This window comes from Cytobacillus solani, from assembly GCF_001420595.1.
GTDB classification, from domain to species: Bacteria; Bacillota; Bacilli; order Bacillales; family Cytobacillaceae; genus Cytobacillus; species Cytobacillus solani.
Genome location: NZ_LJIX01000006.1, coordinates 929,889 through 955,477, shown reverse-complemented (window position 1 = coordinate 955,477; position 25,589 = coordinate 929,889). Strand labels below are relative to the sequence as shown.

The 25,589-nt window shown below is 41.1% G+C and carries 27 protein-coding genes; 4 read left to right on the top strand and 23 right to left on the bottom strand.

Annotated elements, in window-relative coordinates:
• The first annotated feature begins 157 nt into the window (after positions 1-157).
• On the top strand, positions 158-1,207 hold the full coding sequence (locus AN957_RS06550; protein ID WP_056682951.1) for a PD-(D/E)XK nuclease family protein: 1,050 nt from the start codon (positions 158-160) through the stop codon (positions 1,205-1,207).
• Positions 1,208-1,365: 158 nt separating this feature from the next.
• On the opposite strand, the gene AN957_RS06545 is transcribed toward AN957_RS06550, so the two are convergent.
• The 21 genes from AN957_RS06545 to AN957_RS06445 all read right to left on the bottom strand — a co-directional run bounded on the left by AN957_RS06545 (position 1,366) and on the right by AN957_RS06445 (position 22,132).
• A complete protein-coding gene (locus AN957_RS06545) occupies positions 1,366-2,319 on the bottom strand; it encodes a branched-chain amino acid ABC transporter permease (RefSeq protein WP_053477451.1) in 954 nt (317 codons plus the stop codon).
• Positions 2,320-2,360: 41 nt separating this feature from the next.
• Entirely contained in the window at positions 2,361-3,230 is an 870-nt protein-coding gene (locus tag AN957_RS06540) for a branched-chain amino acid ABC transporter permease (protein ID WP_056682949.1), read from the bottom strand.
• 21 nt (positions 3,231-3,251) lie between these two features.
• Positions 3,252-3,956: an ABC transporter ATP-binding protein gene (locus AN957_RS06535; protein ID WP_056682946.1), complete on the bottom strand. Its 705-nt coding sequence runs from the start codon at positions 3,954-3,956 to the stop codon at positions 3,252-3,254.
• Positions 3,934-4,707 carry an ABC transporter ATP-binding protein gene (locus tag AN957_RS06530; RefSeq protein WP_053474744.1) on the bottom strand — a complete coding sequence of 258 codons (774 nt, stop codon included), beginning with the start codon at positions 4,705-4,707 and terminating at the stop codon, positions 3,934-3,936. Before AN957_RS06530 ends, AN957_RS06535 begins: the two co-directional genes overlap by 23 nt.
• 46 nt (positions 4,708-4,753) lie before the next feature.
• Complete coding sequence (locus tag AN957_RS06525; protein ID WP_142108985.1) at positions 4,754-5,956, bottom strand: substrate-binding domain-containing protein; 1,203 nt, start codon at positions 5,954-5,956, stop codon at positions 4,754-4,756.
• Positions 5,957-5,986: 30 nt separating this feature from the next.
• Positions 5,987-7,828, bottom strand: coding sequence for an NHL repeat-containing protein (locus AN957_RS06520; protein ID WP_056682940.1), 1,842 nt, complete (start codon positions 7,826-7,828; stop codon positions 5,987-5,989).
• A complete protein-coding gene (locus AN957_RS06515) occupies positions 7,825-8,835 on the bottom strand; it encodes a 3-oxoacyl-ACP synthase (protein WP_056682937.1) in 1,011 nt (336 codons plus the stop codon). The genes AN957_RS06520 and AN957_RS06515 overlap by 4 nt, the downstream gene beginning before the upstream one ends.
• The gene (locus tag AN957_RS06510; RefSeq protein ID WP_053474740.1) at positions 8,835-9,251 is read right to left on the bottom strand and encodes a MaoC family dehydratase; all 417 of its coding nucleotides are present in this window, start codon (positions 9,249-9,251) and stop codon (positions 8,835-8,837) included. Before AN957_RS06510 ends, AN957_RS06515 begins: the two co-directional genes overlap by 1 nt.
• A gap of 4 nt (positions 9,252-9,255) precedes the next feature.
• Positions 9,256-10,737, bottom strand: coding sequence for an o-succinylbenzoate--CoA ligase (locus tag AN957_RS06505; protein ID WP_053474739.1), 1,482 nt, complete (start codon positions 10,735-10,737; stop codon positions 9,256-9,258).
• Positions 10,738-10,751: 14 nt separating this feature from the next.
• Positions 10,752-11,354 (bottom strand): TetR/AcrR family transcriptional regulator, encoded by a 603-nt coding sequence (locus tag AN957_RS06500; RefSeq protein WP_053474738.1) that lies wholly within the window; start codon positions 11,352-11,354, stop codon positions 10,752-10,754.
• 351 nt (positions 11,355-11,705) lie between these two features.
• Positions 11,706-12,017 (bottom strand): DUF6092 family protein, encoded by a 312-nt coding sequence (locus tag AN957_RS06495; RefSeq protein WP_156319084.1) that lies wholly within the window; start codon positions 12,015-12,017, stop codon positions 11,706-11,708.
• On the bottom strand, positions 11,995-12,519 hold the full coding sequence (locus AN957_RS06490) for a nitroreductase family protein (RefSeq protein WP_053474736.1): 525 nt from the start codon (positions 12,517-12,519) through the stop codon (positions 11,995-11,997). The genes AN957_RS06495 and AN957_RS06490 overlap by 23 nt, the downstream gene beginning before the upstream one ends.
• Positions 12,520-12,535: 16 nt before the next feature.
• The gene (locus AN957_RS06485) at positions 12,536-13,348 is read right to left on the bottom strand and encodes an NADPH-dependent oxidoreductase (protein ID WP_245637765.1); all 813 of its coding nucleotides are present in this window, start codon (positions 13,346-13,348) and stop codon (positions 12,536-12,538) included.
• Between the two features lie 74 nt (positions 13,349-13,422).
• Positions 13,423-14,370 (bottom strand): aminopeptidase, encoded by a 948-nt coding sequence (locus AN957_RS06480; RefSeq protein WP_053474734.1) that lies wholly within the window; start codon positions 14,368-14,370, stop codon positions 13,423-13,425.
• Between the two features lie 15 nt (positions 14,371-14,385).
• Positions 14,386-15,057 carry an AroM family protein gene (locus AN957_RS06475; RefSeq protein ID WP_053474733.1) on the bottom strand — a complete coding sequence of 224 codons (672 nt, stop codon included), beginning with the start codon at positions 15,055-15,057 and terminating at the stop codon, positions 14,386-14,388.
• Between the two features lie 49 nt (positions 15,058-15,106).
• The gene (locus tag AN957_RS06470) at positions 15,107-16,054 is read right to left on the bottom strand and encodes a DUF1177 domain-containing protein (protein ID WP_053474732.1); all 948 of its coding nucleotides are present in this window, start codon (positions 16,052-16,054) and stop codon (positions 15,107-15,109) included.
• Between the two features lie 22 nt (positions 16,055-16,076).
• Positions 16,077-17,138 carry an S-methyl thiohydantoin desulfurase family protein gene (locus tag AN957_RS06465; RefSeq protein WP_053474731.1) on the bottom strand — a complete coding sequence of 354 codons (1,062 nt, stop codon included), beginning with the start codon at positions 17,136-17,138 and terminating at the stop codon, positions 16,077-16,079.
• A gap of 11 nt (positions 17,139-17,149) precedes the next feature.
• A complete protein-coding gene (locus tag AN957_RS06460; RefSeq protein WP_053474730.1) occupies positions 17,150-18,769 on the bottom strand; it encodes an OPT/YSL family transporter in 1,620 nt (539 codons plus the stop codon).
• A 52-nt stretch (positions 18,770-18,821) separates the two neighbouring features.
• Positions 18,822-19,739 carry a DMT family transporter gene (locus AN957_RS06455; RefSeq protein ID WP_053474729.1) on the bottom strand — a complete coding sequence of 306 codons (918 nt, stop codon included), beginning with the start codon at positions 19,737-19,739 and terminating at the stop codon, positions 18,822-18,824.
• Positions 19,740-19,783: 44 nt separating this feature from the next.
• Complete coding sequence (locus AN957_RS06450) at positions 19,784-20,440, bottom strand: aspartate/glutamate racemase family protein (RefSeq protein ID WP_056682932.1); 657 nt, start codon at positions 20,438-20,440, stop codon at positions 19,784-19,786.
• 165 nt (positions 20,441-20,605) lie between these two features.
• Positions 20,606-22,132, bottom strand: coding sequence for a PucR family transcriptional regulator (locus AN957_RS06445; RefSeq protein WP_053474727.1), 1,527 nt, complete (start codon positions 22,130-22,132; stop codon positions 20,606-20,608).
• A 453-nt stretch (positions 22,133-22,585) separates the two neighbouring features.
• Here AN957_RS06445 and AN957_RS06440 point away from each other — a divergent pair, with 453 nt between their 5' ends.
• The 3 genes from AN957_RS06440 to AN957_RS06430 are packed head-to-tail and all read left to right on the top strand — an operon-like array spanning position 22,586 to position 23,646.
• A complete protein-coding gene (locus AN957_RS06440) occupies positions 22,586-22,951 on the top strand; it encodes a DUF2089 domain-containing protein (RefSeq protein ID WP_053474726.1) in 366 nt (121 codons plus the stop codon).
• Between the two features lie 13 nt (positions 22,952-22,964).
• Entirely contained in the window at positions 22,965-23,354 is a 390-nt protein-coding gene (locus AN957_RS06435; RefSeq protein WP_053474725.1) for an SHOCT-like domain-containing protein, read from the top strand.
• Positions 23,355-23,364: 10 nt separating this feature from the next.
• A complete protein-coding gene (locus AN957_RS06430; protein ID WP_053477450.1) occupies positions 23,365-23,646 on the top strand; it encodes a hypothetical protein in 282 nt (93 codons plus the stop codon).
• 306 nt (positions 23,647-23,952) lie between these two features.
• Here AN957_RS06430 and AN957_RS06425 read toward each other — a convergent pair whose 3' ends face one another.
• A complete protein-coding gene (locus AN957_RS06425) occupies positions 23,953-24,975 on the bottom strand; it encodes a DUF4179 domain-containing protein (RefSeq protein WP_056682929.1) in 1,023 nt (340 codons plus the stop codon).
• The gene (locus AN957_RS06420) at positions 24,968-25,501 is read right to left on the bottom strand and encodes a sigma-70 family RNA polymerase sigma factor (protein ID WP_053474723.1); all 534 of its coding nucleotides are present in this window, start codon (positions 25,499-25,501) and stop codon (positions 24,968-24,970) included. Before AN957_RS06420 ends, AN957_RS06425 begins: the two co-directional genes overlap by 8 nt.
• Positions 25,502-25,589: the final 88 nt, after the last annotated feature.

Below are 25,589 nucleotides of genomic sequence, written 5' to 3'. Positions count from 1 at the left end.
ATCCAAGGTGATTATATATTGCTTCATTTATTTTTATTATGGATGCTTAATAACTTAGTAAGGAAAATCTATCAAATAAACAGATTGTCAAATTGTGCGAATAGTTCTATTGCACTATACTAATTAAGAAAGAATTCGTTCAGTGGAGGTACATAAAGTGAATAACAATTTTGTTAGTCTTATAGGCTACCAGCTAGAAAAAATCCATACAGGAGTCATCAGATGGATGCTTGATTCCAAGAATACGAATGTATCAGTAGAAACAAAGTACAAAATTCTTAGAAGAATGTTTAATATGACGAAGAACCCTATCAACTTTCAAATCCATGAGATCTCAGCCATTTCGTGTTTCCCTGAGTATTCTTTTGGGCGAAAAAGAAAGATTGATCTCGTAGTGAAAATTGACCTTTTTCAAAAACCAGCAAAATATATTGTTATCGAAATGAAAGTAGACTCGCTGCCATATAGTGCACAATTGGAAGGAACAAAGAATGATTTCTTTGAGTCAACCCACTGTCAGCCTGAGGATGCAACCTTTATTCTCATGTTATTTGGTTCTTCTCAAGTTTGCGAGGTGCCTGAACTTCACCAATTCCATTTGTTCCGTCTGTTTGAAATCATTGAAGTATTTAACGGTCTTCCTATAGAAGATGTCATCTATAAACAGTGGATCGATTCTCTATTTGAAGAGGAGAATAGACGCATCGACATTCTAGCTGATTTAGACGTTGCCCCAGATATTTGGAATATGGAATACTGGAAAGACAAAGGCTATAGAACCCCCTTTCCGCTTTTCTATTATCTATATGACCATTTAAAAATGAAATCAAAGAGATCAAAAGAATGGGAGATTTATAGCGGACAGAATAATCCTGTTATGAACTGGACCAATGGTGCGCTGCACAAAGATATTTTAGGACATCCTGTAAAATTTTATTGGGAATTCAACTATGATGAGTTCGTACTTAAAGTACGATTAAATGAGGATAATAAGCTTCCGCAGGATCAATTGAACTGGCTTCGGGAGGAAATCGCAAAAATTTGCTTCGAGGAAGTTCAAAGCGGGAAACGCACGAAGAAAACATACGGCAAGTTTAATTCCATCTATAAATGGAAATTCGATTTCCATAAGCAGCCGTTTGAAGCAATCATGAAGAAAGTCGATCGCATTCTGGATAAAATCCCGCCGGTGCTTTCTTCCATTTAATAAGGCAGGGAGAGAATCTAATGATACCGCTGAGCAGATTAGTAAGCTTCAAAAAAATTAGAAGGTAAAATGAATCAGCAATAAACTTCTAAATGAATAAAGGGGGAGCTAGAACGCCCCCTCATTTGGTCCTTTGTTTAAAGTCAACATAGAGCTTACTAAGCTACTCTCTGCAATTCCCCTTTCTTCTTCATCTTCCTCTTATTTTTCAAATTGATTCTCTTTATAAATCCTGCCAGCCCAGAAGGAAACACAAGCAGAACCACAATATACAAGAACCCAAGAATAATCGTCCATCTTTCAAAAATAGGGTAAGTCATCGCGAGCTCTGATAGATAATGTCTGAGGAACTCGATAATTCCCGCACCTGCAATAGCACCTGCCAGGGTTCCTAGCCCTCCGATCATCGTCATTAAGAGCGCATCCAGCGTGACTTCGATGGAAAAAACATTTGTATTGATGAACCTTAGGGACACAGCATATAGCGCTCCGCTAAAGGAAGCTGCTACTCCAGCCGTTACGCTCGCAATCAGTTTATAATGAAGCGATTTATACCCTAATGCCTCTGCACGATACTCATTTTGAGAGATGGCTTTTAACACCTTGCCAGTAGATGACTCCGTGAATAGCTTCAGCAGGATGAATACAACTGCAACACTTATGAGCGTTATATAATAGAAGGAAGTACGGTCTTTGAACACATCAGGCACACTGAATGTAAATCCGTCTCCTCCGTGTGTCAGACCGCGCCACTTCTCTGCCAGGACTAGGAACAGTTGTGAAACGGCCAGTGTCAGCATCGCATAAAAATGGCTTTTGAGCCGTAAGGATAATGAGCCAATGATATAGCTCACCAAGGCAGACAGGATGATCCCGATAGCCAAGCCGATCATAAAATTAAGCAGAGTTGCTTCTAAATGATTAAAAATGATAGCTGTACTATAAGCACCGATTCCAAAGAACATACAATGCCCAAAGGACACAATGCCTGTATATCCTAAAAGGATATCAAAGCTCATCGCAAAGATAGCAAAGATGAAGATTTGCGTTAACAAAATCAGCATGCTACGGGAGTCGTTAACAAACGGGAACAGCAGCATAAACAGCATAATCGCAAGTCCCCAATATAGCGGGACTTTATGAAAAAGACCTCTCATACGGCACTCCCCTTTTCTCCCATCAGGCCTGTTGGTTTTACAAGTAAGACGATGGCCAATAGAAGCATATTCAATGCGAGTGACAAATCAGGGATATAGTATGCCATAAATGCTCCAGCAACTCCTACAATCAGAGAAGCGAGTGCCGATCCCTGCAGGCTGCCCATTCCTCCTATGATCACCACAATAAAAGCCAATATAGCGTACTGCATGCCCATTTCCGCAAAGACCACTCCCGAATACGGCGCCAAAAGGGCTCCTCCTAAAGCAGCCAGTGCTGCGCCTAGCAGGAATACGAAGGTAAAAAGTCCCTTTACATTGATTCCAAGCGCCTGAACCATTTCCTTATCCATAACTCCAGCCCTGATCATAAGTCCGATCTGGGTCCTGCTGAGCAGCAGCCATAATGCCAGATACAAAAGCAGTCCAACCACGATTACAAATACGCGGTATTTAATGATGATGATTCCATCAAACTGATAACTACCCTCCAGCCACCCAGGCAGGTTTACCCGTATCGGATTCGGTCCCCAGAAGATTTTGATGCTTTCTGATAATACTAGCATTCCTCCTAAAGTAATCAGCAGCTGCCTGACATGATTTCCGTAAACAGGGCGGATAAGGAATCTCTCTAATACCCAGCCTAATGCCATTCCGATTACAATGGCACCAACAATCGCCAATAGGAAGCTGTTTGTCTCTTTATAAATCCATGCTCCTGAAAAAGCACCCCAGACGAATAGTCCGCCATGGGCAAAATTCAATACACTCATCAGTCCGAAGATTAAAGTAAGTCCAGCAGCCAGAAGGAAAATAAGCAGCCCTGTTGAGACCCCGTTGACCAATAAATTAATAAATACTTCCATTTCCAGCCCCCCCTTCGTTGCTTACGCTATGCCCAAGTATTTCTGGCAGGTTGCCTTGTCTTCTTTTAAGTCCTGCATCAAGCCTTTATGGACAATTTTTCCGTCATCCATAATGTAAAAATAATCACCTATTTCGCTTGCCATCAGAAAGTTTTGTTCAACAAGCAGAATCGTCGTTTTTTCCTTCATTTTTAGAATCGATTCCATCAGCTTTTCAACCATTATCGGGGACAGACCTTTACTTGGCTCATCAATCAGCAGCAATCCATCCCCATTGATATACGCCCTGGCAATCGCAAGCATCTGCTTTTGTCCGCCAGAAAGCAATCCGCTTTTTTTGCGCCAGAATTTCTTTAGATCCGGGAATAGCTCCAGCATCCATTCCATTTTCTCTTCCGTTTCTCCCTTGCTCTTTGCCTTAGCTAGATTTAGCGTTTCCTCCACTGTCAGGGCACTGAATATCCCCTGATTTTCAGGTACATATCCGATTCCCTTTCTCGATATCAGATGGGTAGAAATTCCGCTAATCCGCTGGTTGTTATAATGCACAGAGCCAGTGGTGGATGGATTGAAGCCCATGATGGAGCGGAGTGTTGTCGTTTTGCCCGCTCCATTTCTGCCGAACAGAACAGTGATGCTTCCTTCTTCAACTGACATCGACACTCCCTGCAGGATGTGATATTGCCCTAAATAGGTTTCCAGATTATCCAGTTTTAATAGACTCACGATGCAAGCCTCCTAAGTATGCCGTCTGAACTCTTTGATCCTTAATGATTTCCTGCGGGTTGCCGCTGGCGAGGAGCTCGCCATTGAATAGAACCACAAGGATATCCGACAGATGCATGACCATCTCCATTTTATGTTCGATTAATACAATCGTGTACATGCCGTCCTTCTTAATGTTCTCGATCACTTCCAGAATGGCAGGTATCTCTTCAATCGAGATGCCTGCTGTTGGTTCATCGAGAAGCAGCAGCTCGGTTTTGAGAGCAAGCAGCATCGCCAGCTCCAGTTTTCTTTTTTCCCCGTGCGCTAGATCTTGGGCCAGCACATGTTCCTTGCCATTCAGCATACACTTTTTCATGTAAGCTTTTGCTTCATCCTGTTGCCGGCTCAAAGCAGACAGCCTCGGAAAGATCGAGTAGTAATCTTTGCTTGAGGATTGGATGGCCAGCCTGATATTCTCAAGAACAGTCAGCTCAGGAAAAATATTTGTGAGCTGGAAGGAGCGGCCAATGCCCCTTCTGGCCCGTAATGGTACAGAAAGCTTTGTTACATTTTCGTTCTTAAAATAAATCTCTCCTTTTGTGGAGGTAATCTGGCCGCTCAGCAAATTAAAGAGAGTCGTCTTACCCGCCCCATTTGGACCAATAATGGAGATCAATTTTCCGCGCTCTATTTCCAGGTTCACATCTTTAATGACATCATGCTCACCAAAGGAAACGGATAGGTCTTTCGTTTCTAAAATATTTTCCATCTTGGCGATCCCTCCCTGGTGATTTATATCTAACTATTCTGTAATTTTATTTCCCATTTCTGATCGGTGGCTCTGTTTCCTCCATATTCAATTCCCTGATTAGAACAGGAACTGGATGATCCACGCCTTCCTGCTCCTCAAGGGTTACCGCGTACAGAGACTGCAATGCCTGGTGGTCTTCTGCCCGGAATTTCATCGTCCCTTTCGGTGTCTCGAACTCCATATTCTCCATTGTGCTGATTAAGCCATCTACATCTTTGTCGCCATCTGTTTTCTTAAGAGCTTCCACAATGGAAATGGCAGCCGTCATCCCACCTGCAGTGAACAGATCAGGTATTTCCCCATCAAATTTTTTCTTGTGCTGCTCCACTAACCAGTCATTTATTTTATTATCAGGCAGCGTATGATAGTAAATAGAAAAGCCGCTCATGCCAATTAAAGAATCCATTGTTTTTAAAGAAGCGATATCCTGTGCGGCTGTGGATATCTTGATTCCCTGTTCCTCCAGCTGCATATCTTTTAACTGCTTCCATGGTGCATTGGAACCTGCCCAAACAATATAGAGATAATCAGGCTTTTCATTGATAATGCTTTGAATGTTCGCTGTGAAATCAGTGGAATTTGGATCTGCATATTGTTCATTCACAATTTTGGCTCCAAGCTTTTCTGCTCCCTCTTTAAAAGCCGCGATTCCTTCTCTTCCATAGGCATTATCCTGTGCGAAGGTAGCGATTTTCACATCCTTTTCAGCGATTGCTGCCGCACCTGCAACTGCATCCTGTGAGGAGTTTCTTCCTGTCCTGAAAATGTACTTGTTCCAGTTCTGACCGGTGATGCTATCTGCAACCGCAGGCTCCACCACCATGATTTTTTCGTATTCTTCAGCCAGCGGCAATACGGCCAGCGTGTCTCCTGAGCTTGATGAACCAACTAAGAAATCCACCTCATCCTCTTCCAGCAGCTTAGTCGCCTTTCTTACCGCCACATCTGGTTTCGTTTCGGTATCTTCCACGATAAACTCAATCTTCTTGCCTGCTACTTCATTCGACCCTTCTGTTGCATACTCCAGCCCCAGTTCAAATCCCGCTACTGTTTGCTTTCCGTACGTCTCCAGCGGACCGGTTAAGGAAGCAAGGACACCGATTTTGATCGTTTCTTCATCTGAACTTGCCTTGTCGCCGGAACATCCAGTGATGAATAAAAGAGTGAGTACGACGAAGAGCGTTAATATAGACTTAAAGCCATACAACTTACACTTCACTTCCCATTCCCCCTATCTTTAATTACCTTTATTGAAAAACTGTATTTTATGAAGAAGCCCGTCTGCGATGATGATGTTCCCATTGATGTCTATATCAAGACCCTGAGGTGAGAAGAACTGCCCGTCTTCTCCGCTGAAAGAACCAAATTGTTCTATAAACGTCCCATTCTCATCGTAGACATTCATGCGGTTATTTGAAGTATCGGTCACATAAACACGGTCTTGATCATCAATAGCAATTCCAGTAGGCAAGAACAAATCACCCGGTTCTTCACCCCAATTCTCCAGCGGGTCTAGGTGGCCGCTTCCGTTGTTTGTTCCCCACTTAGCAATAAACTGGCCATTGTTATCGAATTTCTGAACACGATTGTTAATTCGGTCCACAACGTACACATTGTCTTTAGAATCGATCGCAAGCTGCATCGGCTGAGAAAATTTTCCATCGCCAGTCCCTTTTCCGCCCCATTCTTTCATGTATACAAAAAAGGAATTGAACTTTTGGATTCTATTATTTTCAGAGTCTGATACAAAAATATTGCCTTTGCTGTCTACTGCTACTCCACTTGGAAAACGGAAAAAACCGCTTAATGTTCCTAAAGAACCGTAGGCTGCCAGAAAAGTCCCTGAATTGGAGAACTTTTGAATGCGATGATTCACTGAGTCAGCCACATATACATTGTCATAACGGTCAACAGCAATTTGTCTCGGCACGAAAAATTGGCCTGCATAGCTGCCATATCCAAAAGGCCCGCCAGTACCGAACATGCTTCCCCATTTGCTTACCAGACTCCCGCTTGAATTATATTTCAAAATTCTATGATTAAACGAATCTGATACAAACACATTCCCCTTTGAATCGCTTTGAACATCATAAGGCCCTGCATATTGTTTGTCCCCATATCTGCCTAAGCCAATTGTCATTTTGTAAGAGATGCTTAATCCAATCTCCTTGTAAACCTCAATGCGATTATTGCCTGTATCCGTTATGAATAAATCCCCATCCTCATCCGGCAGGATCTGGTTCGGATACACTAAGTTAGGAAAAATCCCCGTTGTGTAGAGAAACCTGTCTGCACTATCAAATTTCATTATTCGGTTATTATAAGTGTCCGCTACATATAAAGCTCCAGACTTAGGCTCAAAGTTAATTCCTCTTGGATGGTAAAACTGATAATAGCCTAAACCAGGTTCAAGACCGCCTATTTTCCGTTTGAAGCTGCCGTTTGGATCAAACACTTGAATACGATTATTGTAAGTATCAGCAACATAAACTTCGCCTTTATCGTTTATGGCAATGCCTTGCGGGAGTGCCATCTGTCCGTTGCCTTTTCCATAGGAACCTATTGTAAGAAGATACTGGCCATCGGAATTATATTTTTGAATACGATGATTAAACTCATCCGTGATGTAATAATTATTCTGCTGGTCTATCGCAATTTCTCTCGGAAAGCCAAATTGATTATCCCCTTCCCCCTTCGTACCCCAGCTTTTTAAATAGTTGAATTGAGAATCGAACTTTTGAATTCGATAGTTTCCCGTATCAGCAACCAGAATGTTCCCTTCGCGATCAACAGCGATTCCAAATGGCATATTGAATTGTCCAGGGGAATCACCGAGCGTGCCAAATGTTTTCAGTATTTTGCCGGAAGAATCCATTTTTACAATTCGATGATTTCCCATATCAGCCATGTAAATATTGCCTGAACGATCCTTAGCCAGAGCTACCGGCGTCCGGAACTCGTTTGCAGGATCGGTCTCATTTCCCCAAGCATGCTGGAAACGATAGGATGCCTCTGCAAACCCGCCGCTACAAAGGGAAAATAGAAGGAGGAAAAGTACTAGTCGCTTTATCCTTTTCATCGTTTCTCTCCTTTCCACTTCACAACAGTCGCAGCCCATGTGTACCCCGTTCCAGCACTGACTGCTACAGTAAGATCGCCAGAATTCAGAAGTCCCTTTTCCTGTGCAAAGTGAAGGCCAATGCATGGATCAAGTGCAGACATATGGCCATGGTGATTAAGATAGATAGCATTTTCTTCAGGAAGTTCTAATGATTGTAAAAGTTCTTTGAACATTGAGCGTTTTGTATGCAGTGGCAATAGAAGTTTAATATCTTGAGGAGTATAACCGCTCTTATGAAGTGCTTTGCGAATAACATGGTCAAAATTTGAGATAGATACAGGATCCAGTCTTTCTTTCATTGATTGTGGATCTTTTACATCAATATAATGAAGATTCTTTTCGACTGTTTCGTGGCTGGCAAAATGTTTCGACCCTCCAGCCGGTGTTCTGACATCATCATGAAAGGACCCGTCTGTCAGGATGGCGCTTTCCAGTATTTCGCTCTGGGAGGAATCCCTGGTGACTAGTGCAGCCGTGCCTCCATCCGCAAAGTTAAACATAAACCGTGACCGTGGGTTCTCATAATCCACGATTTGAGATTCTTTGCATCCCCCAACAAGCAGGATGTTTTGGATTGATTGATCGGAAGCAATCATGTCCTTTGCTACCTTTAAGGCAATCGGAAAACAGGAGCTGACATTCATGATTTCAAATGCATAGGCATTTTTCGCACCCAATTCATGCTGAATTTTTGGCGCGCTCGACCAGACATAATAATCCTTATGAGGACTTCCAAAGTAAATCACTACATCGATAGTTAGAGGGTCAATCCCTTCGATCGCCTGCCTTCCTGCAGCAATGGCCAAATCAGATGCATGCAGGCTTTCATCTGCAACATGCTTCTGGACTAAACCGAACTTTTCAATAATCACCTGTTCGGGTATGCCCGTCTTCACAGCCAGATCGGCAGCTGTTTCTATGCCAGGAGGAAAAAAGACACCAGTCGCTTCTATGCCAATTCCCATTAGATTACCCCTCCATCCTCAGGCACCATCATCTTAGCGGTACCCGTCAAAACAAGTGTCCCATCCTGATTAAAGCACTGTGTTAGCAGCGTCAGAATTCGTCTTTCCTCGTCAATTTCCTGAACCGTCCCTTTTGCGGTAATCGTTTCGCCTATAAAAACGGGTGCTTTAAACCTGATGGTTTGCTCGACATAAATGGCCCCTTTTCCTGGAAGATGAACACCCAACAGCTGCGATAATAAGCTTGAAGTTAGAAGCCCATGTGCAATTCGCTGCTTAAACCTCGTTTTTTTGGCATATTCCCCATCTATGTGGATGGGATTAAAGTCACCGCTTAATCCTGCAAACAGGACAAAGTCCGTTTCTGTTATCGTTTTGCTGCAGGAGGCCTGCTGACCGATACTATAACTATTCACCACTTCACCTGCTTTCTATGAGTTTTGTTTTTTGAATTTTTCCGGTGGCATTCTTTGGCAGTTCCTTTAAAAATGTAACTTTCTTTGGAATTTTATATTTTGCCAGATTTCCTTGACAGTATTGAATGATGTCTTCCTCGGCTAAAGCGCTTCCATTTCCCTTTACAATAAACGCTGCAGGCACCTCACCCCAAAGCGGATCCGCTTTTCCGACTACGGCAACTTCATCTACACCTTCCATTTGGCTGATGACCTGCTCCACTTCGAGCGGATAAATATTTTCCCCACCCGAAATGATCATTTCTTTTTTCCTGCCTACGATAAACAGGAAGCCTTCATCATCTGTTTTCGCTAAATCTCCTGTCAGTAGCCACCCTTCTTTCAGTGCATCCTTAGTGGCATCAGACCGGTTCCAATATTCTTTCATTATATTTGGCCCTCTAACAGCTAACTCGCCAACTTCACCCTTGTCAACCTCTTTCCCCTCCGAATCAATCAGCTTGTATTCGGAAAATAACACAGGCTTTCCAATGGAGCCTCTCTTTCTTGGGGCGTCCTCTTTTGATAGCATAAATAGAGTAGGAGACGTTTCAGTCATTCCAAATCCCTGGCCAAATAAGAAGCCTCTATCAAAATAGGCATCTATTAATTCTCTCGGACATGGTGCTCCACCATTATAGAACCAGCGGACTGTACTCAAATCAGCGGAATTGAATGCTGGGCTCGTGAGCAATGCGTGATGGATGGTCGGAACTCCCATCACCACGGTCACCTTATACTTTTCAATCATTAAGAGGGCTTTTTCCGGATCGAACTTTCCGGGGATGACGATCGTTCCGCCTGAAAATAAGGATGGAAACGCGAATAGCCCGATTCCCCCAATATGAAACAACGGAAGGAGCACGATGCAGCGATCCTCTGACGTCAAATCGATAGCAAGCTTGTTATTGACGGCATTCCAGAACATATTACTTTGTGTCAGCACAGCGCCTTTTGGCTTACCAGTTGTCCCTGATGTATAGCAGATAATGTATGGTGCTTCCTCATCAATCGTACACTCAAAAGGAGCACTAGTTTGAGTCCCCTGGCATAAATCCTCCATGAACGCCAAATCTTCAAGTTCACTTTGCTCAACAAGGGATGCTGCAAACTCCGCATTTTCTTTTTCGGCATAGATGATTTTTGAGCCGCTATCATTGAGCTGGAAAATAAGTTCCTTCGCGCTTAACCGAATATTTAACGGGATCGCTACACATTCTGCCTTAGCAATAGCAAATAAAAGGATAATGTATTCCATCCGATTGTGCGACAATATTGCGATGCGCTCCCCATTTCTTCCTTTCAGCTTTTCCTGAATCTTTCTAGCAGCAGAATCTATCATTCTATCCAACTGCTTATACGACACTTTTTCGTTATCTGTAATAATTGCTGTTCGATCTGGATGTGTGTATGCCCATTTCTCAATCCAATAGGCAATCCCTTTCATCGAACTCCCCCTCTTTACTTTTTTAACCCTTGGAAGATAAGAGTCATCGCAGCATCAAATGCTTCTTCAGGAACTTCTTTCTTTTCCCAATACACCCATCTCATTCCTAGGAACTGTCCAATAGACATTAAACAGTAAGCGACTGTCTCCTGGTCAAGATTCTTAAATTCACCCGCCTCCATTCCTTGTGACAGACTCTTTAAAAATCCATTGGCAAGCTTGCCATAATACCAGCGGAATAGCTCCTGATCCACTACAACAGCCTGTTGTACAATGCTGTACAAATTGGGGTGATTTTTTACCCAGCTGAAGAAAGCGAAGAAGCCGTTTCGCTGTGCTTCCTCAAAAGAAGAGCTTCCTGCCATTCCTTCTTTAATCGCAATGCGCAAATCCCGGCTGTAGCTCCGGATTAACTCATCATAAATATCTTTTTTTGAAGGAAAATAATTATAAAACGTTCCCTGCGCAACTTTGGCTTCCTGTGAAATATTAACAATGGAAGCCTCAAAATATCCCTTCTGACCAAAGACCTCTTCAGCTGCTCTTAAAAGCTTCTCACGTGTTTCGATTCCTCTTGGGGTTAGTGCTTTTTCCTCAGATATATTATTAGTTGACACCTGAATCACCTCTCAACTTTATTATAAATAATATTCTTAAAATTACAACAATAAATTTCTATTTTTAAAATTACTAAATTAATAGGTTGATAAAACAGGGACGGTTCTCCTATTTTTTCAATTCAAAGGAATAATAGAAAAAGAAACACAGAAATTTCTCCTATACTAAAGAAACGATGTTGGAGGGAGAAAATGCTAGAGAGGAATTTAGTTGATCAAATCTAATGAACTAGTAAAAATTTACCTTTTTCAAAAACCAGCAAAAAATAATATTTAAATACAAATAAAGGGGAACACAACATGTCGAAATGTTATGTTCCCCCATTTATGTTCTATGCACCTTAAGAAATCTTATTTATTTACCGTTATATCTACAAGATTAAGAATCGATTCATCCATTGCCTTTCCAAACTCTTCTGACTCGGTCATCGCTTTCCATCTTGCGTTTCTTACAGCTGCTAAGCCTTCCTCCAGTGCCTCATCCTGTATTCCTGCTTCTTTCAGCAGGTGCAGCGCTTTTTCCATTGAATCGATCATCCGCATTGGTCCGTAGCTATGAGGCTCCCTATATAATCCTTTCGCGCTCGTTAATGTATAGGCAACATAATCTAGAAGGTCCTCTTGTAAAAGCTGGGCAGTCTTAGTATTTTCCGTAGTGTTCAAAAGAAATAACCTCCTGTACATGCTTGCTCGTTTTGGGGCGCGGCGGCCTATCAGCATAGCCTAAGCTTATAAGAAGCTCTGGTTCTATTTCAGGTGGCAGGTCAAGTATGCGTTTAATAGACTCCTTATGGAAGGAGCGTACAGGGCAGTTTCCTACCCCATCGGAATGGGCAGTGAGAAGAATGTAGGCTGCTGCTATCCCGAGATTCACAAAACGCAGCACTTCTTCCGAATCCTTCCCGCCCCGAATGAACGACTCATTTGCATTGGAGCATAAGACAACGATCGCGGCAGGATTGCCTGATAATCCAGGGGCAAACCGTTTCATGTTTTTTATTTGTCTTTCATCCTGAACGATCACAAAATGAGATTCTTGTGCATTACTGCCAGAAGGACTATTTAATATCGCATTTTCGATGTCTTTCATTATTTCCGTTGGCAATACACGCGGATCAAAGGACCTGGTACTCCGCCTTGTTTTAACGGCTTCTATTACTTCCATTCTATTCTCACTCCCTTTACCGTATCGAAAATCCAAGTTCTTCAAGGGTTTGTTTTAGATTTTCTCTTAGGCTTGCTGAAACAGCAATTGTTTCAGGGCGGGTGCATCGCCGCGCTGTGTGCTCACACCAGCCGTAATCCCCCCCATGTTTTTCGGGTTCTCCTGCTAAAGAAACTCTGCGCCCGTCATACGTTTTTCGTGAAATCATCGTTTGGTCATATTCATTTAGATAGTGATCTCTATTTTCTGTAGAATAGATTTCATCATGAACGGTTAGTTGTTCTGGAAGCCGAGGCTTGACCCCTCTTCTAACACCCTCTCGTTCAAATCCTATGGCTAATCCAGCAACTGCAAAAACACCTTCAGGCAGTTTCAATTCCTTCGCCACAGCTTTTGGATCATTCCTAATGGAACCAACAGGAACACACCCTAGTCCAAGGGATTCAGCGGCAACTAAAGCATTTTGTAAGGCCAATGAAGCATCAACGGCAGAAAGCAGAAACATCTCGAGTGTCTCAGCTGCAAATGTATAGCCTTGTTTAGCCGTTACATATTTTAAGCGATTAATATCAGCACAAAATACTAGATATACAGGGGCTTCTCTAATAAAATGCTGATTGCCTGATAATGTGGCTAATCGATTCTTCCGTTGTTCATTTTTGACGATAATGATACTGTATGCTTGAAGATTGGATGATGTGGGCGCACTGCGTGCAGAAGCTGTAATGGCCTGTAAAGCCCCTTCTGGAATAGGCTTTGATTGAAATCCCCTGACAGATTCATGGCTAGTAAGAGTCTCAATTGTTTGATTGAGACAATCATTTGCCAAATGGAGTTCTTCTAGTTCTAATCGATTGGAAGCATTGATTGGATTAGATATGTTACATCCACCCTTTACTACACTTAGATTTTAAATACTCCTTTTTCCATGAGCAGTTCTTCGTTTATATAAACATCGGGCTGTTTGACTACCCCATCTATGTGCACGCCCGCTGATACGTTTCCGCCAAAGGTATTGTTGCTGCCAAAGGCAACATGAATTGTTCCGTAAACCTTTTCATCCTCAAGCACAACACCTGTAATACGGGCTTTGTTATTTGTACCAATTCCAAATTCCCCTAGAAGTCTGCCGTCGCCTTCACCTAATATCTCTAGTAACTTTGCCCCTTCCTCTCCCTTCGCCTCAACAATCCGTCCATTTTCAATAGAAAGAAGGACTGGTGATTGCAGTTTGCCGATGCCTGCAATGGAGCCGTCAATTAGGATTTGCCCATTTGCCGTTCCCTCGATAGGAGCGATGTACGCTTCTCCAGATGGCAGGTTTCCTGACTCTCCAGCATGTAAATACATCCCCGTACTCGGAATGCCATCCCGTCCCGAAATGGAGAATGAGAGTGAGTATCTATCCTTCTCAATTCTTACTGATTCCCCTTCGGTCAAAATTTCTGTCACACGATCTGTAAGTACTTTTACTTCTGCATAATCAGCGGAAATCGCTCCCTCTAAAAACATATCTTCTGTAATACCCGGCATCGTCGCTAAGCGAGTACCTGAAGCAGCGGCTTTTTTCCTTGCTTCTGTATGGGTTAAGGAATGCTCTGTTATGCATACAGCAACATCTGCCTGCAGCATGGCGGCTGTAACGGCAGCTGGCGGTTCTTCTCCTGATCTTTCTCTTTCCTGCATGACTATCAGCATGGATTCAGCCCCAAGCAGCTTTCCAGCTTCGTACAAGGATTCAGCGAGCTCCTTTTTGACATCATCTGCCACGACAAGGAACTGTTCATCTTGTTTTAGACCGAGGCATTTCGATAGTACATTTTTGCTTGTTTCAATCAATTGTTCTTTCATTGCTACCATCCTTTTCTAAATCATTTCTGAAGTTAATTTTGCCATGATTGCATTGGATAAAATGACAGGAAGTCCCGTTGCCTTTGCAATCATTTCACGCGCCTCTTCCGTGTATCCCATACAGTCTAGTAAAATAATTTCCACTTTGTTTTTTAGGTTTTCTGCCGCTTCTGCATAGCCTGTATGATCATGATGATAGGGAGAGGCTACAGCGAAAAAAGGATCTAAGCCAAAGGGAGAAAATTTTGGATACAGTGTTTCTTTTTGTTCACTAAGCGGGACGATGACCCCAAACCGACGGTCTCCAACCATCGCCTTTACGGTTGGCGGGATTACATGATCAGGTTCGATCAGATACGATGATGTAGTTGTCAGTCCTGGAAAAACGCCTGTACATAGAAGAAGTATCTGTTCAATGCCTTGCTTTTCGAGATAAGTTATTTTCTCCTGTAAAATAGGTTTAATTTTTTCACGAGACATCACTACCGATTCATTTGTTACTAAACGAGAGGTTAATACATAATCATCCTTCTCAGGGTACAAATTCTCCTCAATATACTCCTTCGACATTCCGTCCAAAACACCTACCTGCACCAATTCGGCACGTCCATCCAAGTATTTTTCAATAATAGGTGCAACATCTGTACGTGGAGCCTGGCCGATGGTGATCATTCCTAGCTTTTTCATTTCCTTCACCCCTTTATAATAGAAAAAGGAGGGCACCGCCCCCCTCTATTTATTGCTGAGTAGTTTTTTGCCCTAATGTTTGTAATACTTTCATTGAACCGTATAAATCTGTGATTCTATTAAATTCATCATTGCTGTAAAATGTGCATGTTCCATTTGTCGCTTCCTTTGCCACTTCCACCGCAAAACGAACGGCATCCGCAATGTCTGTTTCATGGCTTGCCCCTGTGCCACACCCAGGAACAATCGATTGTGCTGTAATGGCTACCCCGACAACAGGAGAATCCGTTGCTACCGCAGGCTGCAGGATTGAATTAATATGATAGAGTTCATTTCCATATGGAGTAATGTCTTGAGTTGTAATAGGGAATGTAACAGGCAGCTGACCTGTTGTCATCTCCATAATTCTCAGCAGGTCATCACTTACGCGCAGAATATACCCTTCCTTTACAGTTGGAGAAATTGCAATTCCTTTATGATTGACGACACGATTCCCTTTCGTTGTATCAATAGATAAAATGACTTCCATTTCAGGCAGTACTTCATATTTATTCATGGTTAAAATATCTACCGGTGAGTCCATGAAATCAACCGGATCATGCGGAAGTGTTGGCGCATCTGGACAGATATGGGTAGTAACCAATACATCTCCAAGGAGTGTGTCCCCTTTTGATTGCATATCAGCAAGTTTCAGGGCTGAAGCGACCGCTGCAACAGCTCCGTCTGCATCTGACACGAGACCAATTCGGCTAGGGCGGGCACCAATGCCTCCAAGACGACCTATAATACCAACTGTCGGTGCATTTCCACCTTTACTCTTCCCCTCTGACCCTGGGATAACAACTTTAACAAAATCCGTGCTTCCCTTTTCACCTGTAACAGTCTGAACCGTTACTTCAACGTTTTCATGCGGACTGAATAATTCCTTCACCTTTTCTCCAGTTACGTAAGCACTTTCTAGAGATTCCATCACTGTTAATGTTTGCTTAAGTACCATTTAAAACCTCATCCCTTCTATTTTAGAAACTGTATTCAAGAATCGATTTCTTAATGATTTCTTCTACCGGCTTCATCAATTTTTCATTTCTCATCGTGCTGCTCAAAATTAGATGTTCCTTTGGTACGGAAATGACGGCAATTTGCTGGCCTTTTTGGATGGCTGCTGAGACAATTGGTTCTGCAGTTCTTGCATCCAGAGTCATGATTAGGTCTGGAAACGTGCCAAATCTCTCGCCATTTTTTTCAATCGTCATATATTCATTCCAGAAGGTCATTTCAAAGGCATCATTAATCGTTACCGTTCCAACATCAAAGCCTCCAGTCGTTTCAAGGGTAAAATCGGTTACAAGCCCCTCTGTTACCACTTTCCCTCCAAGCTTCTGCACAACCGCATCAATCGCAGCTTCACCTGTATGACTTAGCAATGCTTGTCCAACCTCAATGGCCTGCTGGATGGCCCCTGCTGCACCATTCGCCTTTGCATAAGCGGCAGTAATTGGATTTCTCGCAACCGCTAATAAACCTCCAGCTTCAACAGAAGCTTTACGAATCAAGGTTGATGCCTTGTCCAGTGATCCAGAAATGCTCAATTCCATATAGTTGGAACCCTTCCCGCCAACAGCTGCTTGATGGGAAACATACTTCTCCTGCTCAGATAGATTCATCGAACCCATTGAGCCAGTTGGATGCGCTCTTCCATTGCAAGGGATATCCACGACTGGAATGCCTGTTATCGCGGATTGGAACCATCCATTCACTGTCGTTCCTGCACCATTTTCATTGGTGATAATTCCTTGAATCGGTTTTCCGATCTTTTGAGCAAGAATTTCAAGCGCTTTTGAATAATGAATCGGTTTCAAATAGGCATCCTTTGCCGCGGGGGCCCCAACTAGTGAAACGGTTACAAGCAAATCTTCATCCTGAACCTCATCTGCTGTAAGGAGGACCGGCTGGCCAATATCAACTGCAAGCCTGCCGATTTGGAGGCCTTCTTCAATCCAGCCTCCTCCTCCGCCTCCTAAGACTGCACCGCCATAGACGGCATATTCTACCATTTTTTTGTCTAATTGAATGTTTGCCATTTTAATTCTCCTCACTTACCCATTTTAAATACGGAATTGAAGAAGCTATACAATGCGTCACCCGCAATAAACCCTGCTGCTAAAATACTCATTGGTGTATCTGCTTCTTTTCCTTTCGCTTTTCTCCAGATGATGCGAATGAGAATCCCTGCTAAAACTGCAAAGCCTGCATAAGGAGTCAAAATTAATAGACCTGTCGCTAGCATGACACCTAACTGACGGCTCGGTCCGCCGATCAATTGAATGATTGCACCTGGGATCGCCCATAGGAGAAGCTGCATAGCTACGTCTTTCGATGTCCCTGCTTCGATCGTTGATACATACACAGCATCAATTGGCGGGACTAAGTTCTGTGCAAAATAGCCTTTGTACGTGACAACTACTGTTAAAAGCGCTACACCAAATGCGATCATGGCAGTAATGTATTGCTGCTTTCTGCCCTTTATTTCAAATTCTCTGTCTTGCCCATTTCCACGCAGGATATGACCTGTTTTAAAGTCATAGCCCATATCTGCAAATGCCGGGCCCGTTGCTGCGCTAAAACCTGCAAGTAAAGCGAGTGCTAGCGGCGGGAAACCAACCATCATCCCGATCAGGAGTGTAATGAAGGCTACTGCAAAGGCAGGGAACCAGCCGGAGTGCATGGCTGCAATACCGACAATTAATTCATGGACGAATGCTGCAAAAGCTGCGAATACTAAGAATCCGATTAACATGCCTGGAGACATATCTGTAATAATTCCAGCTGTAAGAGCGATGATCAAAGCAATGACAACATAAACGATAAAACCTATTCCTAATGTTCTTCGTGCCTCTTTAATTGAACGAGTTAAGCCAGCTTCATCTGCTGTTTCTAGTGCTGCTGCCACCTCTTTATTGGCATTCTTTGGTGTTTTTTGCTTTGAAAAAATCAGCATAGAAACTTGAACCAATGCGACGATACCCGCACCAACCATGATTCCATGTGGGATATATAATGCATTTACATCGATGCCAAACACGGGTACCGAGTATTGGCGTATCAAAAGTCCAATCCCAAACATGGAAAGCGCCCAAATGTTCCCGATAAATGCAACCCCAAACGCTGACATGGGAATATGGAGAAATGAACCTATGATCCCGATTCCTGTACCAAGACCAAGAAGTCCAGCGCGCTTCCCGCCTTTATCTCCCGCTATAATGGCTTCTGCTGTCGCAACCCCAGGCGCCCATGTTCCGGATGCAGGAAATAGCTTGGAGTCAAATATTTTATAAAGGATGCCCGCATCGACAAACATCGCTAATGCTGCACCGATTAACATTGGAACGATTAATTCTGGAGCCCCCATCAGGAAGGGAATCCCAATCGGAATTAATAAACTATTAGCCGCACCGAATGTAGCTGCTGAAATAGAGGTTTGAACCAGGTTTTGACGGTGCATCGATTTGTATCTTTTAAAAAGAGTCATCGGGATTCTAGCAATCAGCATCGCTAAAAGAGCACCAATGATAGAAGTATTCGGTGTTACACCGAGACTAGTAATAATCTGCATCCCAATGATTGCACCGAAAACGGCTGTAACAATCGTCAAAATAAAAGTAACTGGCTCAAAAATACGCGGATGTTTTTTTTCCTTCTCTTCTAGATTCATCGAAATTCCCCCTATAAAGATAGATGTTGGTTCATTTTCTAATCTACTTTTTTCAATTTCTTTTCCATTCCTTCTTTTGTTTTAGACAATGTATAGTTTGTTTGTTTTTTACTAAACGTCTTTTCTGGACAATACTTATAAGAATTCCGGTGAAAACAAATACAGCACCAACTATTTGCTGAAATGTTACGACGTTCTGGTAAATCCAATAATCAAGCATCATCGTCATTAAAGGCTGTAAATTCAGAATAACGGCAGCCTTTACAGCACCTACATCATTCATTGCCTTATTCCAAAGAATGGTCGTAAGCCCTTGTCCAATAAGAACGGATGCGACAGCAAAGGCCCATATAGAAAGGGAATGACTCCAATCAATCGTGGTACTCGATAATATAAAAGGATCAAATATAATCGCACTGATCATAAAACTGTAGGTCGTAATGATAAAGGGTGATAAACGCTTAGAAAGCAAGCGGACAAATATAAGATTGCATGAAAATGTAGCTGTTGCACCAAACAGAAGGACATCCCCAATGTTGAATGCAAATTGTCCTCTCACTGATAGAACCAAATAGATTCCAAAGATAGCGATTAAACTGCCAAGAATCATTTGCATGGTTATCTTTTCTTTAAGAAAAACAGCAGCTAGTACAGCTGTAATTAAAGGAGCTAGGCTAAAAATTAACGAAGCATTCGTAGCTGAGGAATACTTCAATCCAGTAAACAAAAAGACTTGATTGGCGACCAATCCTATTAAACCTGCCAAGCAAAAAAGTAACAGTTCATTCCGTGTAAGCCGAACATAGGATTTCGCAAGGAATGCCACAAAACAAAAGAAAAGAGAAATAACCGTTAAACTAAAGGCTGATAGAAATAATGGCGTATATTCTTTTAATAAAAATTGACGAGCCAGATAGTTTCCTGCCCAAATAAACACACAGAATAAGAGAATTAAATAGGATTTGTTCAACGAACAACCTTCTTTCAAAGCAGCAAGGCTACCCTAGCAATCAATTATTTTCCATTGGAGGCTGTCAATTGCTTATCGAGCGCTGCGGCAAACATTCCCTCTGCTTCGACTGCATCAATAATCGGGACGCCTAATTCTTCTCTTAAAACATTCGCTAATCCAATCGTCGAAAAACCAGTACATGCAAACAATATGACCTTTGCTCCCTGATTGATCAGTGTTTTAGCAGCTTCCAGCCCTTTTTTACGGCCATCAGGGCTTAATAAATCAGTTGTATTCCTTACCCCTTCTGGTCTTTTATAACCCGTATACAGTGGACCTAGAAGACTTTCTATGACTGCTGGTGGTTCATTTGTTATTCCAATAACACCAACGGGTTCACCAATTGCTAATGCGGCAAGGGCAGCTGAACTGCCAGCCCCGATGACTGGGATCGATACTTCCTTTCGAATTTCAGCAACAGCCGGGTCAGCTGCACAGCTGATCACAATCACATGGCAGCCTTGCTGTTCAAGCTCCTTGCCCAGCTTTACGATCTTAGGGATAGCCACTTCTTCTGTTTCATCATTAAAGATCCCTAACGGCTGATCCGGTATACATTTTGTTACCGTTGGAACTTCATAGGTTTTGGTAATAACATTTCCATGCTGTTCAAGAATTTCTTGATCATCAGTTGTAAAAACACGGATAATACCAATCATCCATTCGCTCTCCCCTCATTAACAAATTCGCCAAAAACAATTCTGAATTCATCCAAATCATTGAATATTTATAATTTTAATGAAGTCTATATTTTTAAACAATGTCCCTCAGATATAAAAAAAATGGGAGACTATTATGCTCTGCGCACAATAGACCCCATTCAACTAATCCTTTTTTAACAGGTAATACACAATACAATAGTAATACTCAAATCGTTTTTGATGATTATCTAAATCAATATCAGACAGCTGCTTAATTCGGTCGATTCGATATTTAACTGAATTTCGATGTATAAATAATCGTTTGGCTGTTTCTATTAAACTTCCGCCCGTGCTTAAATAATGATATAAGGTGGGCAGCAGATCCATCCCATTCTCTTGATCATATTTATAAAGATGTCCAATCCTTTTCTCTACATAGGCATCCATATCTACATATTCAGATGCATCGATTAATAAATCCAATATTTCTATTTCCTCATAGGTAAATACCCTTGGATTCAAATTCATTCTGGCCCCAATCATGAGTGCTTTTTTTGCTTCTAAATAACTCCGATTGATGTTCCATAGTTGTGTTTTCCCACCCAGGCCAAGACGAATGCCTTTCCAGTCATTCATAAAAGGAGTAAGGATTTCATTCCAGCAAAAAGACAGGTTTGATTGATGTTTTGGATCTGCATCAAGGCTTTTTGAAGCTAATAATAGAATGTATTTATCCCCTTGCCTGTGAACATGCGACTTCACACGTAATTTTTGAGACTCTAGATGAATGAGGTTCGTAACTTTATCGATGAATAAGGAAATGGATTCGCTATCTGACTCAACAACCGCAATTTCCCAATCGACCTCTGAATTAAATCCTAATTGACTGCCTTTATTGATAATGACTTGTTTAGATAGGGGAAGACCACTCAACAGTTCATCAATAAAATCCCCTCGGATTTTTTTCTCCGTTTCCAGTGCCGTTTTTCTTCTCATTAATTCCAAAGAAAATACTAGCCTTGCCTGCTCCACACAAATAAGCTCCAATTCATCTAATGCTTCCTTTTCTATAAAGAGCCTTCCTTCTATTTGTTTATCTACTGTAATATTCCAAAACTTCGTATGACTAGAGAGTTTATCTGCTGTATCTGATGGCGATTGAACAATGGTTTCTCCAGTCTTATCTACTAACCAGATTGAGGACTTTAATAATCCTGCCACATTGTCTGCAACCGCTTGAATGCCTTGATTTTCTAATACTAAAGTCGTCAATCTTTTGTATATTTCTTCTGATCGGCGAAGAAGAGAGCCTTGTTTATCAATAATCTGCTCCATAACCGCATTCGTAATATCCATATATGGAATATTGTTTGGAAGCTGAATAATAGGCAAATGATAGTTATTGCTCATTTGAAGCATTTCTATCGGCATATCATGTAAAAATCTTTCCGGTTTAATGGCTAATGCAGCTGCATTTGCCTTAGCCAGCTCTTCTACTAATTTAGGCAGTAAAGTGGGATCATGACGAATCGAGTAAGCAGTCGTCAGTAATAACTCCCCTTCTCTCAGCCACCCTTGGACATCCGGTACTTCCATAATATCCACGAATTTAACCATTCGATTTAATCCCTTTTCCCCACTAATCACCTTAGCCTCTTTTAAAACGGGAAGGCGAAGCAATTCAGATAATGTAATACCAGCAGGATTCATTTTTCTCCCCCCATTTCATTTTTTGAATAAAAACTTGTAAGCTTCTCTCTGAATAAAAATTATATTACCAAAGTAATTATAGTTTTAAATAGTTTAACATTTTAATAAGTGAAAAAATATACGATTTGAAATGTTTGGTGTTCACTAAAATATGGGCCTTTGCAAAGTTTAGTATAGAGGATTGGAATTGGACTGCTGAATAATCATCATCAGTTGGAATATTAATCAGCATTTCAAAGTCTAAGTAATCGTGCTCATTATGTAACTGAGTATTTTCACCAAGAGGATTGTCTGCAGCTTCAACTATTACTAATAAAAACCAAAACGTAAATTCATAATATTAAACAACAAATTAACATTATTAATTTTTTTAATAAAAAAATTTGATTTTATTGTTTATATTTTTATTTTCTTGTTGTATAATCAAATCAACTAAAAGGAAGGAATGTCATTATGGCTTATAAAGTAATTACAAATTGTCCTGTCTGCAGTAAAACATTGAAAATTACAAAGCTGCATTGCTCTCATTGTCATACGACGATTGAAAACGAGTTTGAATTATCTAAGCTGGCATCCTTATCAAAGGATCAGCTTCATTTTGTGGAAGTATTTTTAACATGCAGAGGGAATATCAAAGAAGTTGAAAAGGAACTGGGGATTTCGTATCCAACGGTTCGAGGCAAGCTGACAGACATCATTTCATCCCTAGGATATGAGCAGAAGAAGAAAAATGAAGTAGACGAGAAAAAAGTTGTCACCATGCTGGAAAATGGCGAAATCACACCAGAAGAAGCGATTAAGCTCTTAAAAGAGGAATAAGGAGGAATTTATCATGAAAGAGGAAATTACAAGAGTGTTAACGATGGTTCAAGAAGGAAAGATTGATGCAGATAAGGGCTCAGAATTGATTCAAGTATTAAGAGAGAAAGAAGAAACAGGTAATAAGCTTTTTGAAAAACCAACTAAATATTTAGATAAAACATTAAAAATTCGTGTGGTATCAACCGAAAATGATAACGTCACGGTCAATTTGCCTATAAAACTTGTCAGAGCAGTATTAATGGCTGGACACAGCATCGCAGCGAGTATTCCTCAATCGGAAAAATACGTTAAAGATATAGACATAAATCTTATTATTGAAGCAATCGAAAATGAATTAGATGGCCAAATTGTTGATATTAAATCAGCAAATGGGGATACCGTTTCGGTTATCATTGATTAGTGATTCGCTTATGATGCATGTAAAAGTGAAAGCAAAAGACGTTCGATTTACCATCCCCATCCCATATGCTATGTTAAACATGGTTATTTCCATTTTGTCCTCAAAATTTGTTCTGCACCAAGCAAACAAATGGACAAAAGAGCACTTCGAAAGAAAAAAATTGGACCTTGCCATTCCACAAATAGACAAAGAAATGCTAAAGCCTATCGTCCAGGAACTGAAAAATTATAAGGGGCTGGTGCTAGTAGATGTCAAAGCTAAGGACGGGACTGAGGTGAAGGTTAGACTATAGTTTATTAAAGAGTACACCGGCTACTGACAGGTATTTTGAAGAATGAGCTTAATTTCTTGCTCACCATAACGAGTAAATTGTAAAAAGACAATAAAGTTATTTCATTTTAAACGCTCAAACATGCAAAACCCCGTTCTACATTTAGGACGGGGTTCCTTTACTATACTAAATTCTTTAAAAAATCTAAGTTTTATTCAATAAATAGCGCTCTATAACTGAACAATGAAACTTCATTTCATATCATCTTTCAAAAAGATGTGTGATCTATTTTCTTGTTACACAAACCCTGAGTAAATCTTAAGAATGTTATTTTTCCTTATTTAAAGGAACGACCAGTTCTAATTCCTTTATTTCTTCCCTATAACCTTTATTGTTTATCTCAGCAGGCTTGATGATAAATGAATGAGGCATCTCATCCATTGGAGGCAGTACTAATACCATATGGTGTCCGTAATCTCCAGCCATACCAGCTTGTAGCTTTAGCCGATCATATACTTGGCCTTTATCATCGACTACTGCGAATTCAAACCATGGCCACGTATCGTTTTCATCCATTTTAGCAGGATAATCAATCGTTAAGTCTATTCGTGTTGATAGAGGTGAGAATGTTACTTTGTCAACTGTTATTGCATAATCTTTATCGGTTGTTTTCGTTTTCACCTTTGGATAGAACTCATGAATAACCCCGTCTACTTTTTCAAGTGGAAAAGCTACATTCCATTTTCCTTTATATCCAAATAAATTTTCCCCATGAACCGCAACCTCAATTTTATCACCGTATTCATTATGATTAGATAAAGTAAGTTGATGATGTTCAATGATCGTCTTTGAGTCGATTGCATCTTGGCCTGTGGAGGCAATGGCAGGCTTGACCGACTGTCCGTTAATTGTTAGATCATTTATGCCAACCGTTTCTTCTGTAAGAGAAAGCTTTTTCTGACCTGTATATTCTACTGTTACGATTAATCGGCCCCCGTCGTAAACAGCTTCCTTTACAGTCATCGTTAAGCCATTTTGACTATCTTGTTTTTCAATTTCTGTCGTAAGTTGATCTTGCTGAATTTTATCGGATGCAATGTCACTAAATTTCGCATAAATAGGTCCGATAAGCGGGATATTTGATAATGCTTCTGCCATTCCTGTTGAAACAAAGCCGGAGCCTAGAAGGGTCATACATAATCCGCATGCAATCAATAGGGAATGCCTTGTTGTTCTTCCCATTTTTTTTCTTTTCTTTGCTTGGAGCATTGCCGTCTTTTCCCTAGCAACTAGCTTTTCAAGAGGTATATCAATATTATCAATAGAATGATTAAACTTTTCTTTATTCATAAAAATAGCCCTCCTTTAAAATCGGCCTCAGTTCTTTTTGCGCTCTATTCAAGTGCGATTTCACCGTTCCTTCGGGGTAATTCATGATGTTAGCAATTTCCCTTATGGATAGATCATGGTAATACCTCAGTAAAATAATCGTTTTGTATTTAGGGTCCAAGAACTTAAAGGCTTCAGATAAATCCATCGAATGAGCTATGTAATCTGCGCTTTCTTTAGAAATTAATTCAGCAAATATTTTCTCATCATCAGTAGTAAAATGCCGGGACTCTTTTCGAATAAAATCAATAGACTTGAAGACAAGTATTTTTATTATCCAGCTTTGAAAGCTAACTGGTTTTTTTAATGTTTTCAGTGAAGTGTAGGCCTTATAAATGGTTTCTTGATAAATATCAAGGGCATCTTGCTCATTTCTAACATATGAATAGGCTGTCCGATACAATTTATTACGAACAGAACTGATCAGAAGTTCAAACGCCTCATCATTCCCCTTTTTCGCTTCTTGCACCAATTTCTCAACATCCATTTGAGTATCCCCTCCTTTTCATAATAAAGTCGAATGAGGGAGTTGAATCGTTGCAAAAAAATTTTAAATAACAATCTATTTATTTATG

Coding starts and splice junctions, on each gene's coding strand:
- AN957_RS06520 (WP_056682940.1), bottom strand. CDS start 7,828: ATGAAAAGGATAAAGCGACTAGTACTTTTCCTCCTTCTATTTTCCCTT.
- AN957_RS06515 (WP_056682937.1), bottom strand. CDS start 8,835: ATGGGAATTGGCATAGAAGCGACTGGTGTCTTTTTTCCTCCTGGCATA.
- AN957_RS06435 (WP_053474725.1), top strand. CDS start 22,965: ATGAAAGAGGAAATTACAAGAGTGTTAACGATGGTTCAAGAAGGAAAG.
- AN957_RS06540 (WP_056682949.1), bottom strand. CDS start 3,230: ATGGAAGTATTTATTAATTTATTGGTCAACGGGGTCTCAACAGGGCTG.
- AN957_RS06440 (WP_053474726.1), top strand. CDS start 22,586: ATGGCTTATAAAGTAATTACAAATTGTCCTGTCTGCAGTAAAACATTG.
- AN957_RS06490 (WP_053474736.1), bottom strand. CDS start 12,519: ATGGAAGTAATAGAAGCCGTTAAAACAAGGCGGAGTACCAGGTCCTTT.
- AN957_RS06470 (WP_053474732.1), bottom strand. CDS start 16,054: ATGGTACTTAAGCAAACATTAACAGTGATGGAATCTCTAGAAAGTGCT.
- AN957_RS06420 (WP_053474723.1), bottom strand. CDS start 25,501: ATGGATGTTGAGAAATTGGTGCAAGAAGCGAAAAAGGGGAATGATGAG.
- AN957_RS06465 (WP_053474731.1), bottom strand. CDS start 17,138: ATGGCAAACATTCAATTAGACAAAAAAATGGTAGAATATGCCGTCTAT.
- AN957_RS06425 (WP_056682929.1), bottom strand. CDS start 24,975: ATGAATAAAGAAAAGTTTAATCATTCTATTGATAATATTGATATACCT.
- AN957_RS06450 (WP_056682932.1), bottom strand. CDS start 20,440: ATGATTGGTATTATCCGTGTTTTTACAACTGATGATCAAGAAATTCTT.
- AN957_RS06430 (WP_053477450.1), top strand. CDS start 23,365: ATGATGCATGTAAAAGTGAAAGCAAAAGACGTTCGATTTACCATCCCC.
- AN957_RS06480 (WP_053474734.1), bottom strand. CDS start 14,370: ATGAAAGAACAATTGATTGAAACAAGCAAAAATGTACTATCGAAATGC.
- AN957_RS06445 (WP_053474727.1), bottom strand. CDS start 22,132: ATGAATCCTGCTGGTATTACATTATCTGAATTGCTTCGCCTTCCCGTT.
- AN957_RS06475 (WP_053474733.1), bottom strand. CDS start 15,057: ATGAAAAAGCTAGGAATGATCACCATCGGCCAGGCTCCACGTACAGAT.
- AN957_RS06460 (WP_053474730.1), bottom strand. CDS start 18,769: ATGAATCTAGAAGAGAAGGAAAAAAAACATCCGCGTATTTTTGAGCCA.
- AN957_RS06530 (WP_053474744.1), bottom strand. CDS start 4,707: ATGGAAAATATTTTAGAAACGAAAGACCTATCCGTTTCCTTTGGTGAG.
- AN957_RS06505 (WP_053474739.1), bottom strand. CDS start 10,737: ATGAAAGGGATTGCCTATTGGATTGAGAAATGGGCATACACACATCCA.